The organism is Synechococcus sp. R60.1 (assembly GCF_047461835.1).
In the GTDB taxonomy this organism is placed as follows: Bacteria; Cyanobacteriota; Cyanobacteriia; order Thermostichales; family Thermostichaceae; genus Thermostichus.
The window spans coordinates 1-13,788 of the sequence record NZ_JANSIA010000036.1; the positions used below are offsets into that span (position 1 = coordinate 1).

Here is a 13,788-nt window from a genome sequence, read left to right on the forward strand (position 1 = left end):
ACCCGATCCACCAGCAAGAAAGGATAGCGATGGGGCAAGATCTCCAAAATCTGCTCCGTTGTGAAGACGGGGGGAGCGGTTGCCAATTGAGCGGCTGCTTCAGCCGAGAGAAGGGGAGGAGGAGAGACATCAGAGGACATGGTGAACCCACAGAGGCAGAGGACAAAACCAAATCCCGGACGGGGAGGACGGCAGGCCAGAACTCAGCCAAAAGAGCACCCAGGGAGCTGCGGAAAGGAGGGGAATGAAGCGGATCCCACCCTGGGGATCCCCTTGAAGACAAGTGCTCCGCACCGCTCTCGCAACTGAGGATGGCAGGGTTGTTGCTGCGCAACCGGATCCCTTGCTCCCCCTCACTCTTCATGGATCAGCAGGGATCCACTCTTGAGCAACTGCTCGGCCAAACGGTGGTGCAGGGCATGGCCCGCCTTGTAGGCCACAATGTGCCCCTGCAGTCGGCAGCCCAGGAGGCTGAGATCTCCTAGTAAATCTATCAGCTTATGGCGCACCGGCTCATCTGGGTAGCGCAATGGCCCCAACCACTCGGTTTGGCTACAGACAATGGCATTTTCCAGGCTGCCCCCCTGGATTAGCCCCCGTTCCCGGGCCAGCTCCACATCCTGCTGGCGGGCGAAGGTGCGGGCCGGCGCAATGGACTGGACAAAATCCGGCCTGTTCTCCCTCCAGCTCAGCCACTGTTCTCCAATCGGGCAATCGGCAAAATCGATGCCATAGGTAAAGCGGGCTGTAGGATGGGGGAGGGCGCTGACAAAGGCTTCCCCCGCCCAGACAGTGACCGGTTCTTGGATCACCCCCAGCAGGGCTGGCTGATCTTGGGCCTGGATCCCGGCCTGGGCAATGGCCTCTACAAAGGGCAGGGCAGAGCCATCCAGAATCGGCAGCTCCGGCCCCTCCACCTCGATGCGGCAGTTGTCAATGCCCAGGATGTAAAGGGCGGCCAGCAGGTGTTCCACCGTCTGCACTTGAACAGAGGGGGATCCCTGCTGCAACAGGGTGCAGAGATGGGCAGGGGCCAGGGATCCCAACCGAGCCGGGATCTCAGGGGATCCCGGTTGATCCACCCGCACAAAAACTCGACCGCTGCCGGCAGGAGCTGGATGCAGACTGCAGCCAATTGGCAGGCCGGTGTGCAGGCCAACGCCTTCTAGGGCAATAGAGCTGGCTAAGGTGTGTTGCCGGCCTCTCATCGTGCTCCGCAGCGCTAGTGCAAACGCTCTTGGCCCTGGTCGAAAACGCGGTAATACAGCTCCCGATAGCCCACGCGCAGGTTGCTGCTGGCATCTGCCAACTTGGCTTTGTGGCTGCGGGTGCCGTAGGCGCTGAACACCTCGTAGGTATCTCCCTCAAAGAAAAAGGAAGAGACATCGGACACCTCTTCGCCCCCCAGCAACTGCCAGCGCCCCTGGCGAAACTGCAGCCGGTAGTGGGCTTTATCCAAGCTGCCGGAAGGACGGTCGATAATGGCGTCGATGCTGCCCTCGTAGAACGGCTCGGCACCACCATTGGGGATGGATATGTCCACAGGCCACACGTCCACAGCGATATCTCGGTAGCGGCAGTTGGGCCGGTTGCACAGGCGAATCGAGCGCATGACCTCGGCAATGGCTTCCAGCCGCTGCCGCGCCTCGGCCAGAGAAAACCGCTCTGAGTCGCTATCGCGAACGAGCTGGGGCGATACCTGAGCCGGCCCTGCCAGCGATGAAGGGGCAGCCAGCGCCGGGGATCCCCAGCAGCATCCCACCAACACCAGACAAATCAAGCTCAGCCAACAACGGTATGCGGATCCCATGGATGCAATCTATGACAAAATCAAGCTCCTCTTCTCTACTCTAGGCACTCTGGGGGATCCCAACCTGATGCCGATATTACCCCACTCTGGCCCTGAACAACTGGCGCAGGTACGGCTTGTATTGGTGCAGCCGGCTGGGCCGCGCAACCTCGGCGCCATTGCCCGCGTGATGAAAAACATGGGCTTCAGGCAGTGGGTGCTGGTGGATCCCCAATGCGATCCCCTCGATATGGAAGCGATCACCACAGCCGTGCATGGGGCAGACCTGCTCCATCAAGCCCGGAAGGTGCAAACTTTGCCCGAAGCCCTGCAAGGGTGTGTGCAGGTTTTCGGGACAACGGGGCGCAGCCAAACCTACCCACCCGAATGGCAAATTCAGTCCCCCCGCCAAGCCTTTCCCGCTCTGCTGGCCGCCGGCCCTGCCGCCCTCGTGTTTGGCCCCGAAGATCGCGGCTTGAGCAACGAGGAGCTGGCCCTTTGCCATCGCCAGATCCAGATCCCCACCGATGCGACCTATCCCTCTTTAAACTTGGCCCAAGCCGTGGCCATTTGTTGCTATGAGCTGTACACCCTCGTCTGCCAGAGCCCTTCCCCTGCTCCTCCTATGCCCTCGCCTCAAAGGCTTGCCCCCTTCGAGCTGCTGGAGGGATTTTTCGACCACTTAGAAGCGCTGTTGCTGCAAATTGGCTACCTGCACCCCCACACAGCCCGCCGCAAAATGCTCAAGTTTCGCGCCCTGTTCCAGCGAGCCGGCCTGACCGTAGCCGAGGTGGCCTTGTTGCGCGGGATCCTGCGGCAACTGCAATGGAGCCAGGGATGCTCTCGTCAGGAACCTCTGGAAGCAAATGCAGCTCCCGTCCCGCCGACGCAACCAGATTCCAGCAGGACCCCATCTTGACCCCAAGGCTGGGCCTCCAGCCCCGCCCTACCGCTACCGGAAGCAAGCTAGAAGGGCGGCTTCCTGCTTTCAGGCGGCGCGGAGCGCTTGTCAAGAATCTTGAGGCTTTGGCCGTGGGAGAATATCGGAGAATATCAATGCTAGAGCTTAAGGGTGGCGCGGGGATCGTAGGATTGAACCCGCTGCAGCCTTTCGTAAAGTTCTCGCTCTTCTTCGGAGATCTGGGTGGGCAAATGGATCTGCACCACCACGTAAAAATCCCCCCGTTCTCCGTTGCCTTTGGGAAATCCCCTTTCCGCCAGCCGCAACTTTCGCCCCGGCTGCATGCCAGGTGGGATCCGCAGCTTCACCACCCCCTCCAAGGTGGGCACCTCCACCTGGGCGCCCAAAACCGCTTCGCTGGGGCTGATGGGCAGATCGCAGTAAACGTCGAATCCCTCTAGGCGATAGAAGGGGTGGTCTTTCAGCTCAATTTTAAGGTACAGATCACCGGCACCGCCGTTGGGGTTGGGGTGGCCTTGGCCGCGCAGGCGAATCCGCTTCCCTGGCGTAATTCCCGGCGGGATGTTTACCTCGAGCACGCGATCCCCGCCCACCCGCAGGCGACGCTTGCCCCCCTCAAAAGCTTCTGGAATGCTGATCTGGATGGTGGCCTCAGCATCGTAACTGGTGTTGCCAGTGGATCCCGAAAATCCGCTGCTGCGGTCTGTGGTTTGGCTGCGCACCCGGCCCAGCAGTTGATCGATGAAGTCTTGAAAATCATCAAATTGGCTGAAATCGACGCCACTCCCCCCAAATCCGCTCCCCCCAAAGTCTTGGCTGAAGGGGCTGCTGCTGTAGGTGTAGGCATCGCGGCTGGAGCGAAACCCGCCCTGCTGATAGTATTGGCCAAATTGGTCGTATTGCCTGCGCTTGCTGGGATCCGAGAGAACTTCGTAGGCTTCGTTAATGTCTTTGAATTTCTCTTCAGCCGCTTTGTCGTTGGGGTTGACATCTGGGTGATACTTGCGGGCTAGGCGCCGATAGGCTTGTTTCACCTCATCGGCAGTGGCCGTTTTGCTGACCCCCAAAATCTTGTAGTAGTCCTTAAAGTTTTGCATGGAGGCGTCCGCAGGCAAATCGCTGAGAGTGGGCAGAAAACCACGAGGCTAGGCGTCCCCGGCAAGGGCTCCTTCCCTCCGACCTACTGAAGAAAATGAGGAGGCGGGCTAGACGCCATCGCCCATCCCGTCCCTCCTCATTATCGGCGCTACAAGTAAGGGCGGGATCCGCCCTGGGCCCGCGGCCCACGGAGGGATCCCTGAGCAGTCACTTGCTCTCGGTGAAGTCGGCATCGATCACATCATCGCTGCCGCCGGAGGTTTTCCCTGAGCCGGGAGTGGGGCCAGAGGAGGCCCCCGGCTGTTGATACAGCTCGCTGCTCATGGCGTAGAGAGCCTCTTGCAGCTCCCGCTCTTTGCTCTGGATGGCGCTGTCGTCCTCCCGCTGGATGGCCTCCCGCAGTTCTCGCACCAGAGTCTCGATTTGGCTGCGTTTGCTGGAGGAGATCTTGTCGCCTAACTCCTTCAACTGCCGCTCGGCTTGGTAGGCCAGCGAGTCGGCCTTGTTGCGGCGCTCAATTTTCTCCCGGCGGGCCCGGTCTTCGGCAGCGTATTTTTCTGCCTCAGCAATCATGCGCTCCACCTCTTTGCTATCCAAAGTAGAGGCGCCGGTGATGGAGATGCTCTGCTCTTTGCCGCTGCCTTTGTCTTTGGCCGTCACCTTGAGGATGCCGTTGGCGTCGATGTCGAAGGTGACCTCGATCTGCGGCACACCGCGAGGGGCCGGCGGGATCCCGTCCAGCTTGAAGCGGCCCAGAGATTTGTTGTCGCGGGCCAGCTCCCGCTCCCCTTGCACCACGTGGATTTCCACGGAGGTCTGCCCATCTTCGGCAGTGGAGAAGATCTCCGACTTGCGGGTGGGGATGGTGGTGTTGCGCGGGATCAGCTTGGTGGCCACGCCGCCCAAGGTTTCCACCCCCAAGGACAAGGGGGTGACATCCAGCAGCAGCACGTCTTTGACTTCGCCCGCCAGCACACCCGCTTGGATGGCCGCCCCAACCGCCACCACCTCATCGGGGTTGACACTTTGGTTGGGTTCTTTGCCCAGCAGCTCCCTCACCAGCCGCTGCACCGCCGGAATGCGGGTGGATCCCCCCACCAGCACCACTTCGTTGATGTCGGCCTTGGTGAGCTTGGCATCCCGCAGGGCTTGTTCCACCGGCCCCTTGCAGCGCTCCAGCAGGTCGGCACAGAGGTGTTCAAATTGAGCGCGGGAGAGCTTCAGCTCCAGGTGTTTGGGCCCATCGGCAGTGGCAGTGATGAAGGGCAGGTTGATGGTGGTTTCGGAAACGCTGGACAGCTCGATCTTGGCTTTTTCCGCAGCTTCCGTTAGCCGTTGCAGCGCCTGCCGGTCTTGCCGCAGGTCGATCCCTTCCATTTGCTTGAACTGCTCGGCCATCCAATCGACGATCTTCTTGTCGAAGTCGTCGCCCCCCAACTGCGTGTCGCCGCTGGTGGATTTCACCTCGAAAACGCCATCCCCCACTTCCAAGATGGACACATCGAAAGTGCCACCGCCCAGGTCGAAGACGAGGATGGTCTCGTTGTTGCGCTTGTCCAAGCCGTAGGCCAAAGAGGCTGCTGTCGGCTCGTTGATGATGCGCAGCACTTCCAAACCGGCAATGCGGCCCGCGTCTTTGGTGGCCTGCCGCTGCGAGTCGTTAAAGTAAGCGGGAACCGTGATCACCGCTTGGGTGACCGGCTGGCCCAGGTAGCGGCTGGCATCATCCGCTAGCTTGCGCAGCACCATGGCCGAGATCTCTTCCGGCGCAAATTCCTTGTTCAGGCGGGGGGCGTATAACTTGACATTGCCCCGCTCATCCCGCCGTACCTGGTAGGAGACCCGCTTGGAGTCGGCATTCAGCTCATCGTACCTACGACCGATGAACCGCTTAACCGAGTAAAACGTGTTTTCCGGGTTGAGCACCGCTTGGCGGCGGGCCATTTGGCCCACCAGGCGCTCTCCATCTTTGGTGAAGGCGACCACCGAGGGTGTGGTGCGAGTACCCTCAGCATTGGCGATGACGGTGGGGACACCCCCCTCCATTACGGCGACAACCGAGTTGGTTGTGCCCAGGTCAATTCCTACAACTTTTCCCATCGGCTCCTTATTCTCCTCTTCTTGAGTACATTGCTTCGGTTACCGCCGCCAGCCTGTGTGAAGTAGCTTGGGCAGCCAATCTGTGAAAATCCGGCAGATGCTTGGTCACTTCCTGGGTCGATCCTAACCAGCTGGTTGGCGAGGCCAGGGCGAGAATGCCGCCCATTTCTCGGGGCTGAAGGGCAGACCGGTTACGGATCTCCGTACCTGCAGCAGCCTTGCTTTCGGTGCCGCTTGGGGTATGGCCTGGGTTGGCAGCTATTGGCAACTCTTGGGGGACTGCTGCCAGGCTAACTCTGGATAAGCTGCAGCGCCTCCAGGCCGCGGTTCACAACGGTTGCGGCCAGGGGCAGGTAGCCCATCTCCTCGGCCAGGGCTTGTCCTTCGGTAAGGGCCCAGCGGAGCACAGCTTGCAGGGCGGCGGCCATGGCGGGATCCGAGTACCGGCGGTAGGTCAGGATCCAGGTGTAGGTGACGATGGGATACGCTCCAGGGCCAGCGGGATCCGGCACAAAAGCCCGCAGGTTTTCCGGCAGCTCAATTTCGCTCAAGGCCAGGGCCGAGGCTTCCGGGGAGGGGAGAATGAACTCGCCGCGGCGGTTCTCCAGAGCTGCCACCGACAGATCCAGCTCGCGGGCATAGACCGACTCCACGTAGCCGATCACCCCTTCGCTGAGAAGCATTTGGGCGCTCATGCCCTCGTTGCCTTTCACCCCAATGCCCACCGGCCACTCCAGCGACATGCCAGCACCGACTTCCGAGGCCCAAGCCGGATCGATGGCCGCCAGGTGGCGGGTAAAGGTATCGGTGGTGCCGCTGCCATCGGAGCGGTAGCAGACGGTGATGGGCAGATCGGGAATGGTTAGCTCCGGGTTCAGGGCCAGGATCTCCGGATCCCGCCACTGGTCGATTTGGCCGCGAAAGATCTTCACCAAAACGGGTCGAGACAGCTTGAGTCCAGAAGGGATCCCCGGCAGGTTGTAGCCTACGGCAATGCTGCCTGCGGTCATCGGGATCATGACCACACCCCGCTTCACCTCGGCGATCTCGGCATCGGTCATGGCCACATCACTGGCGGCAAAGTCCACTGTCTGGTCAATAAATTGCCGGATCCCAGCGGCGCTGCCCACCGGTTGGAAATTGATCTCCACCTTGGGATCCACCTGGCGGTAATCGGAAAACCAGCGCAAGTAAAGAGGAGCCGGAAAGGTGGACCCGGCTCCGTTGATCAGCAAAACTTTGTCGGAGGACTGGCTGCCGGAGGCAGGAACGGGATCCCTGCCGCTGGGTTGGTCAGAACGGGATCCCCTTTGGCAGGCGCTCAAGGTAGCGCCGGTGGCCAATAAAGAAAGCAACACTTCTCGGCGACGGAAGCGGGGCAGTTGAGCCATGGTTCAGGTTCTCCGAGGTCACCGCCCCGATCCTTGTCTTGCCTGCGGGGCCCTGTCAAGGGTTGCCGGCGAGAGCTCTTGGGATCCCGTGCGTGGCCCACTTTCCCCAGGTGGCTGTCTTTCCCTCTGCGCCATCCCCGTATTCCTCGCTACGCTTCCCAGCAAAACTCAGGATCCAACCCAAGTCCAGAAAGGAAAGACAGAAAATGGAGAATTCAAGAGAAAAACAAAGAAAAACAGCGCAAACAAGAGATTGAGCGAGCTGAGTTCTGCGGCAGTTGCACAGAGATCCCCAAGCCAAAGCCTTGTCTGGCAAGGCTTAGCGGTTTTTGGGCCTGAGTCCCCCCGCACCAGAAAAATCTTGACATATTCTGGAATAAGGCAATATATTGTGGATTCTGTGCAGAAATCCTGCGCTGTTCACATCTCGGTATCTGGGGGACTACTATGCCGACTTTGACTCGTTCTCCCTGGACACTGCGAGACAGCGAAAAGCTCTATCGCATCTCAGGTTGGGGGGATCCCTACTTCCGTATCAACGCCGCCGGTCATGTGGAGGTGACCCCACAGGGCTTACAGCAGCAGGAACCGGGCATTGACCTGTACCACTTGGTGATGGATCTGGTGGCGCGGGGCCTGCAGTTGCCCCTCTTGATTCGCTTTCCCGAGATCGTGGCCGACCGCATGCGGCGGATTTGCGAGAGCTTTCAGCAGGCCATCCAGCGCTTTGGCTACCCCAACGTCTATCGGGGGGTTTACCCCGTTAAGGTGAACCAGCAGCGCCACCTGGTGGAGGAAGTGGTGAAGCACGGTCGTGCCTACCACTTTGGCCTGGAGGCGGGATCCAAGCCGGAGCTGTTGATTGCCCTAGCTTTGCTGGATACTCCCGGGGCTTTGCTGATCTGCAACGGCTACAAAGACCGGGATTTTATGGAGACGGCTCTCTTGGCCCAGCGGCTGGGGCGCACACCCATCATCGTTTTGGAGCGGCTGCAAGAGCTGGAGCTGGCGCTGCAGGCTGCCGACCAACTGGGCATTGACCCCATCTTGGGGGTACGGGCCAAGCTCTCCGCCCAGGGCAGTGGACGCTGGGGCACCTCGGCTGGGGATCGGGCTAAGTTCGGCCTCACGGCCACCGAGATTTTGCAAGTGGTGGAACGGCTGCGGGAAGCGGGCAAGCTGCATTGTCTACGCCTGTTGCACTACCACATCGGCTCCCAGATCTCGATGGTGAGCGTGCATGGACGAGCCGTGCGGGAAGCCAGCCAAATCTACATCGAACTCACCAAGCTGGGGGCCCCCATGGGCTACCTGGATATCGGCGGCGGCTTGGGGGTTGATTACGACGGATCCCAGTCCCCCAATCCTTTTTCCCAGAGCTACAGCATGGAGGACTACGCCGCCACCGTGGTGCAGACCGTGCTCACCGCCCTGGAACCCCACGGGATCCAGCCGCCGGTACTGGTGACCGAAAGCGGACGCGCCCTGATGTCCCACCAGTCGGTGCTGGTGTTTGACGTGCAAGATGTCAACGCTGCCAGCCCCTACCCGATGCCCACCCAGCTCACTTCCGATGCGGAGGTGATCCAGAAGCTAAACCAGCTTTACTACCAAATCCAGCCCGATACTCTGGTGGTCAATTACCGCCGTTGTCAGGAGCTGAAGGAGGCCGCCCTGCGCCAGTTCACTGAGGGATCCCTCAGCTTGCAGGAGCGAGCTGAAGTGGAGCGGCTGTTCTGGAACTGCTCCGACAAGATCTGCACCTTGGCCTACGAGCAGCACCAAGCAGGGCACCCCGTGGCAGTGGATCTCCTGGATCTGGACGAGATGCTGGCCAGCATCTACTACGGCAATTTCTCTCTATTCCAATCCCTGCCGGATAGCTGGGCCATCGACCAGGTCTTCCCCATCATGCCGATTCATCGTCTGGATGAGGAGCCACGCCAATGGGCCACCCTGGCCGATCTCACCTGCGACAGCGACGGCAAGATCAACCGCTTCTTTGGCGAAGATGGGCAGATCACCTCGGTCTTGCCGCTGCACGACCCCAACGGACATCCCTACCTGCTGGGGGTGTTTCTGGGGGGCGCTTACCAGGAGATTCTCGGAGATCTGCACAACCTGTTTGGCGATACCAACGCGGTGCATATTCGCTCCCGCCCCGGCGGCTACCACGTTTCCCAAGTCATCAAGGGGGACACCATCGGCGAGGTGCTGAGCTGGGTGCAGTACAACAGCGAAGATCTGGTGGAGACCCTCCACCACGCCACCGAGACCGCCCTGCAGCGAGGGCAGATCACGCTGGATCAAGCCCGCGCCTTGCAGCAGCACTTTGAAGACAATCTGCGGGCCTACACCTACTTGCACTGAAGGTGGTGTTCCTCGAAAAAATCCCTAAAACCAAACAGGGATCCCGGCCTAAAACCGGGATCCTTTTTGCTTCCAGATCAAACCAAATCAAAACCAGATCAAAAATTTGTCGATCACAGACGCACCGGACTGTCCAAAGCCAAGTTAATCGTTTGGTTAGGGCGCAACACCACGACTTGAGGTGCCGTGATATTGCCCACCGCCACTCCGGCTCCAGCTCCGCCAATAACCCCTAAAGCAGAAACGCCTCCTGTGAGCAAGCCCAGCACCGTACCCCCCACAGCACCAATGGCTGCATCTTGAGCAATCGCTTCGGCAGAATAGTGGCGCGGGTCTTTCTCAGTGTGGATCAAATCAGTGGATCAAATCAGAAGACATCTGCACCGAGTAAAGTCGCCCATTGGCAATCAAAGCTGTGCCGAAGAACCTGGCCCCTCCCTGAGTCGGTCGCAAGCTGCCTCGCACCTCGCTGCCTGCTGGAATCGCCAATTGGCCGCTGCCGTTGTAGATGTCCTGGGCTACCCGCAGGGTAAGTGGGTGGGTGCTGTTGGGACTGAAGTACTGGGGCTCTTCTCCCTTGAAGCTCTGGACGGGAATGATGGTGCCCGGCTGCAGTTGGCGCACTCCCAAATCAAACAAGTGCTGGGCAGAAGCAGATGGCATTGTCAACAGACCCATGCTGGGGATGGCTAAGCCAATCATCGCTGCCGAAAGAACACGAATGCTCATAAAAATTCTCCTTCTCCGGTAAATGTTCAATCAAGATTGCAACGAAAACGCAAACTCTTGCGAGCAGTTTAAAGATCAAGCCCGACGAACGAAGCCAATTAACGCCAACAAAACCAAAGCCCCAATCGTGGCCATCAACAAGCTTCCCAACAAGCCCGTAGCCGACAGGCCAAGTAAATCGAAGAGGAATCCTCCAAAAAATGCCCCGCAAACACCAACAATTATGTTGCCTATCAAGCCAAAGCCATAGCCGCGTCGGATATTTCCTGCCAGCCAACCTGCTAGGGCTCCGATTAGGAGAAACCAAAGTATGCTGTTCATAGAACCTACTTCCTCAAGGTATGCCGTTCCTACAGATTACCCCTTGTTGCAAGAAAATAAATGCTCCAAGAACCAACCTTCTATACACTCGGCACACTTGACGGCTACTTACCAAATTGGTAGCCTTTGCCGAGAACAGATGGTTATTTGTCTTTTGATAACAGACCTCTATGGAGATAAAGATAAGAATCTTGTGAATGATTATGAAAGGGATCCCCTGCTTGCTGCAGCTTCACAATACCTAAACCTCAAACAAAAAAAGACTGGCAGTGTGAGGTCTACCAGTCTGAGTCAGTTCCCTGTGAGTGAGCTGATGCCGTCGTTGCCAACGTCTTCAACCCAATCCCCAGTTTGTGTTGCTTTTTGCCATTTCGAAGTGATTTAGATCACTTGAAGCTTGAGGAGCCCGCAGCTTTGGCAAGCACTCCTGTCCTGATTTCTTCTACAGGGATCCCCCATCCCCACCCCTACGAACCCTGAGGCGACAAAGGGAGCATCTCAAAACCAATCAAAACAAAGGCAACTGCTCCTCTTCCACTGGGGCAAGGCTTGAAGATCCCAGCTCCTCCCAGTTGGGGGCCCAGTCTTGTAAAGGATCCACATATTCCTCCAACAACTGACGGGCCGCGGCCAGCAAATCGTTGTGCAAGGGGGCCAGATCGCTGCGGTCGGCCAGATACTGCTCCAGAGCCGTCAGGGGCTCAAGTCGGCTGGGATCCCATCCCGGCAGACGGATGCGGCTGGGGCTGACCACTTCTGGGGCGATGGTGTAGCTAAAAGCAGGGGCAAGAGCGTTGTGCAGAGCCCGCTCATCAATGCACTCTAGCTGGTCGGGCCGTATGCGGTAGATCAACCGCAGGATGGAGCCGGCCACGGGGGCCTTGGCGATGGCGGCCAGCAGCTTGGACTGCACCTGCTGGGGTGGATCTGCGCTCAGATCCAGGCGAATGGTGTGAAAGGTACGGGTTGGCAAGGGCAAAAATTCGTAGCTGGCCCCCCCGGGGGTGACTTCCACCAGCACACAGCCTTTTTCCTCTTTTTCTTCGCCAAAATCCACCCGCTCAATGCTGCCGGGATAGAGCATCAAGGGATCCCGACACAGCACCTGGTGACGGTGTACATGCCCCAAGGCAACATATTGATAGGCAGGCCGAGCCAGCAGCGAAAGGGGCACCGTAAATCCTCTGCCCACCGAAAGATGGCGTTCTGCTCCGTAGCGGGCTGTCTCCACCATGACGTGAGCCAACAAAATCGCCGGGATCCCTGGCTGCAGGGTGCGGATCTCCCCTTCTAGGGCTAGGCGGAGGCGCTGCAGGAGCTGATGCGCGAGGATTTCCCCTTCAAGCGCCAAGCTTTCCTGTTGGGCGAGTAGAGCAGAGCGACTCAGCCAAGGTAAAGTGGTCACCTGCACCGGGCCACCGCGAGTTTCGATCCGATGAGTTTCCAGTCTGTCCCCCACAATAAAGCCTGAGACCCCCAAAGCGCGGTAGATAGCCAGGCTGTTGCCTCCCTGTCCCTGCCCGTACTGATCGTGGTTGCCCACCAACAGGACGGTTGGGATCCCTGCATCGGCCAGGCGGCGAAACTGTTGGGCAAAAAGCTCTTGATGGAGAGGGGGGGGTGTCGCATCGGGGAAAGCATCGCCCCCAAACAACACCAGATCCACCGCTTGGTTGAGAGCATGGTCAATGCACAAGCGCAAAGAAGCTACAAAATCTTCCAAACGGGTATTCAGGCCGGTAGCTGGGTTAATGTGGCCGTAGGCAAGACCACTGCCCAGATGAATGTCGGAAAGATGTAGCAACCTTACCATCTTGGGCGCTCTTGGAGACTTTGCAGCTCTCCCATCTGTTGGGATAAACCTTGCCGTTCGCGTTAGCGGGACGGAGTCCTTTGGTTGTCCAGAATGGCAAACCCAGGGTTGAACAATCTTTGCTTAGGCTTGGCGGCGGGGCCTGGCTCGATCCAAACGCAGAGGCCGGCCCATGAATTCCTGCCCGTTCGCGCTCTCGATGGCTTCGTCCTCCTCAGCTTCAGTTGCCAGATCCACAAACGCGAAGCCTCGTGTCTGACCTGTCTCTCGGTCTATCGGGATTGTAACCGACTTAACGTTCCACCTCTGCTGGAAGAAAGCTTTTAGTTCTTCTGTTGAGGCTTTATAGTTTAGGTTCCCCACAAAAATGGTCATGGCAATTCAAGCAAAGTAAGTCACCAATCAGCAAGGGTGGCAACAAAGCTCCAGAGTACTTCACTTCTATCATGGAGCCCTGCCGAATCGCCGAACATGACGGGATGTAAAGGGATCCCTGCCGGAAAATCTTCCCCCTTCCCCATCCAAAATGCACCTTTGTCCAACTTGACGGGCCTGTACTTTTTCTGCCACTGGGTTGAGGTTCTCTGCCCTCGCCTCGGCCAAGCTCCCTTCCGGCACGTCGAGATCCGGCATCTTGTCACGTTGTTGCGATTTGTTAAGATATGTATTATCCTGCTTGCACTACCTGGCCAGATCTGCGCTGTTGGAACTCTTTGCAGACCTCTCTACCTGAGCACCCTGAGGTGATAATGATGGATGAAACGCTAGAGCTCTCTTTGGAGCAGCAATTTCGCCAGCGGGCTTTCGAGACCTTGGTTTCTCGCATGAGCCCCGAGCAGGCCAAAGACATTTTGGTCAAACTGCACAAGCAAATGCTGTTGCAGGAGGCCACTTACCGCCAACTGCTTCGTCATTCCCTCAGCGCCTGATGCACGCCCTTTCGCTTCCCACCTGGTGGATTCACATTGCCAGCGTCTTGGAGTGGATCGCTGCTATTGTGCTCGTGTGGCAATTTGGGGAGCGGGTGGGCCAGCCCGAATGGCGAGGTCTAAGCTGGGCGATGCTGCCTGCTTTGTCGGGGGCGATGTGCGCGATCACCTGGCACTGGTTTGACAACGACCCCAAGTTAGACTGGGTGGTGACTGCACAGGCCAGCTTCACCTTGCTGGGCAACTGTACCCTGGCTTGGGCTGCCTACCGCATTTGGCGAGCTGAGAGAGCCGACGAGCCTGCACAGGAGGGGGATCCCGACTAG

14 protein-coding genes and 1 pseudogene are annotated in these 13,788 nt (G+C 58.7%); 4 read left to right on the top strand and 11 right to left on the bottom strand.

The features are described from left to right. From NW834_RS06770 to NW834_RS06780, 3 genes and pseudogenes are all read right to left on the bottom strand, one after another. Positions 1 to 140 (bottom strand): annotated as a pseudogene (locus tag NW834_RS06770) (3-hydroxyacyl-[acyl-carrier-protein] dehydratase FabZ); the annotation flags it as partial. A gap of 213 nt (positions 141 to 353) precedes the next feature. Then, positions 354 to 1,208, bottom strand: a complete 855-nt coding sequence (gene lpxC / locus NW834_RS06775) for a UDP-3-O-acyl-N-acetylglucosamine deacetylase (protein ID WP_011434326.1) — start codon at positions 1,206 to 1,208, stop codon at positions 354 to 356. Positions 1,209 to 1,222: 14 nt separating this feature from the next. Then, positions 1,223 to 1,810 carry a hypothetical protein gene (locus NW834_RS06780; protein ID WP_414329482.1) on the bottom strand — a complete coding sequence of 196 codons (588 nt, stop codon included), beginning with the start codon at positions 1,808 to 1,810 and terminating at the stop codon, positions 1,223 to 1,225. Here NW834_RS06780 and NW834_RS06785 point away from each other — a divergent pair. Further along, positions 1,809 to 2,708 carry an RNA methyltransferase gene (locus NW834_RS06785; protein WP_414415919.1) on the top strand — a complete coding sequence of 300 codons (900 nt, stop codon included), beginning with the start codon at positions 1,809 to 1,811 and terminating at the stop codon, positions 2,706 to 2,708. The genes NW834_RS06780 and NW834_RS06785 overlap by 2 nt on opposite strands. A 140-nt stretch (positions 2,709 to 2,848) precedes the next feature. Here NW834_RS06785 and NW834_RS06790 read toward each other — a convergent pair whose 3' ends face one another. From NW834_RS06790 to pstS, 3 genes are all read right to left on the bottom strand, one after another. Continuing rightward, positions 2,849 to 3,808, bottom strand: coding sequence for a DnaJ C-terminal domain-containing protein (locus NW834_RS06790; protein ID WP_414329479.1), 960 nt, complete (start codon positions 3,806 to 3,808; stop codon positions 2,849 to 2,851). A gap of 208 nt (positions 3,809 to 4,016) precedes the next feature. Next, complete coding sequence (dnaK, locus tag NW834_RS06795; protein ID WP_414329477.1) at positions 4,017 to 5,909, bottom strand: molecular chaperone DnaK; 1,893 nt, start codon at positions 5,907 to 5,909, stop codon at positions 4,017 to 4,019. Between the two features lie 290 nt (positions 5,910 to 6,199). Next, entirely contained in the window at positions 6,200 to 7,300 is a 1,101-nt protein-coding gene (gene pstS, locus NW834_RS06800; RefSeq protein ID WP_414349959.1) for a phosphate ABC transporter substrate-binding protein PstS, read from the bottom strand. A gap of 447 nt (positions 7,301 to 7,747) precedes the next feature. Here pstS and speA point away from each other — a divergent pair, with 447 nt between their 5' ends. Continuing rightward, a complete protein-coding gene (gene speA, locus NW834_RS06805; RefSeq protein ID WP_414388946.1) occupies positions 7,748 to 9,670 on the top strand; it encodes a biosynthetic arginine decarboxylase in 1,923 nt (640 codons plus the stop codon). Between the two features lie 113 nt (positions 9,671 to 9,783). Here speA and NW834_RS06810 read toward each other — a convergent pair whose 3' ends face one another. From NW834_RS06810 to NW834_RS06830, 5 genes are all read right to left on the bottom strand, one after another. Further along, positions 9,784 to 10,023, bottom strand: a complete 240-nt coding sequence (locus NW834_RS06810) for a hypothetical protein (RefSeq protein WP_414329398.1) — start codon at positions 10,021 to 10,023, stop codon at positions 9,784 to 9,786. Position 10,024: 1 nt separating this feature from the next. Beyond that, on the bottom strand, positions 10,025 to 10,399 hold the full coding sequence (locus NW834_RS06815) for a hypothetical protein (protein ID WP_414350220.1): 375 nt from the start codon (positions 10,397 to 10,399) through the stop codon (positions 10,025 to 10,027). Between the two features lie 75 nt (positions 10,400 to 10,474). Next, positions 10,475 to 10,720, bottom strand: a complete 246-nt coding sequence (locus NW834_RS06820; RefSeq protein ID WP_414350218.1) for a GlsB/YeaQ/YmgE family stress response membrane protein — start codon at positions 10,718 to 10,720, stop codon at positions 10,475 to 10,477. 508 nt (positions 10,721 to 11,228) lie between these two features. Next, on the bottom strand, positions 11,229 to 12,533 hold the full coding sequence (locus tag NW834_RS06825) for a metallophosphoesterase family protein (RefSeq protein WP_414419784.1): 1,305 nt from the start codon (positions 12,531 to 12,533) through the stop codon (positions 11,229 to 11,231). 123 nt (positions 12,534 to 12,656) lie between these two features. Beyond that, a complete protein-coding gene (locus NW834_RS06830) occupies positions 12,657 to 12,908 on the bottom strand; it encodes an RNA recognition motif domain-containing protein (RefSeq protein ID WP_011434316.1) in 252 nt (83 codons plus the stop codon). Between the two features lie 377 nt (positions 12,909 to 13,285). Here NW834_RS06830 and NW834_RS06835 point away from each other — a divergent pair, with 377 nt between their 5' ends. Further along, the gene (locus NW834_RS06835; protein WP_041437678.1) at positions 13,286 to 13,462 is read left to right on the top strand and encodes an NblA/ycf18 family protein; all 177 of its coding nucleotides are present in this window, start codon (positions 13,286 to 13,288) and stop codon (positions 13,460 to 13,462) included. After that, a complete protein-coding gene (locus tag NW834_RS06840; protein ID WP_414419783.1) occupies positions 13,462 to 13,788 on the top strand; it encodes a DUF2499 domain-containing protein in 327 nt (108 codons plus the stop codon). The genes NW834_RS06835 and NW834_RS06840 overlap by 1 nt, the downstream gene beginning before the upstream one ends.

What these genes read in the sequence shown, in the direction of transcription:
- lpxC (WP_011434326.1), bottom strand. Translation starts at nt 1,208, where the DNA reads ATGAGAGGCCGGCAACACACCTTAGCCAGCTCTATTGCCCTAGAAGGC.
- NW834_RS06785 (WP_414415919.1), top strand. Translation starts at nt 1,809, where the DNA reads ATGGATGCAATCTATGACAAAATCAAGCTCCTCTTCTCTACTCTAGGC.
- NW834_RS06780 (WP_414329482.1), bottom strand. Translation starts at nt 1,810, where the DNA reads ATGGGATCCGCATACCGTTGTTGGCTGAGCTTGATTTGTCTGGTGTTG.
- NW834_RS06790 (WP_414329479.1), bottom strand. Translation starts at nt 3,808, where the DNA reads ATGCAAAACTTTAAGGACTACTACAAGATTTTGGGGGTCAGCAAAACG.
- dnaK (WP_414329477.1), bottom strand. Translation starts at nt 5,909, where the DNA reads ATGGGAAAAGTTGTAGGAATTGACCTGGGCACAACCAACTCGGTTGTC.
- pstS (WP_414349959.1), bottom strand. Translation starts at nt 7,300, where the DNA reads ATGGCTCAACTGCCCCGCTTCCGTCGCCGAGAAGTGTTGCTTTCTTTA.
- speA (WP_414388946.1), top strand. Translation starts at nt 7,748, where the DNA reads ATGCCGACTTTGACTCGTTCTCCCTGGACACTGCGAGACAGCGAAAAG.
- NW834_RS06815 (WP_414350220.1), bottom strand. Translation starts at nt 10,399, where the DNA reads ATGAGCATTCGTGTTCTTTCGGCAGCGATGATTGGCTTAGCCATCCCC.
- NW834_RS06820 (WP_414350218.1), bottom strand. Translation starts at nt 10,720, where the DNA reads ATGAACAGCATACTTTGGTTTCTCCTAATCGGAGCCCTAGCAGGTTGG.
- NW834_RS06825 (WP_414419784.1), bottom strand. Translation starts at nt 12,533, where the DNA reads ATGGTAAGGTTGCTACATCTTTCCGACATTCATCTGGGCAGTGGTCTT.
- NW834_RS06830 (WP_011434316.1), bottom strand. Translation starts at nt 12,908, where the DNA reads ATGACCATTTTTGTGGGGAACCTAAACTATAAAGCCTCAACAGAAGAA.
- NW834_RS06835 (WP_041437678.1), top strand. Translation starts at nt 13,286, where the DNA reads ATGGATGAAACGCTAGAGCTCTCTTTGGAGCAGCAATTTCGCCAGCGG.
- NW834_RS06840 (WP_414419783.1), top strand. Translation starts at nt 13,462, where the DNA reads ATGCACGCCCTTTCGCTTCCCACCTGGTGGATTCACATTGCCAGCGTC.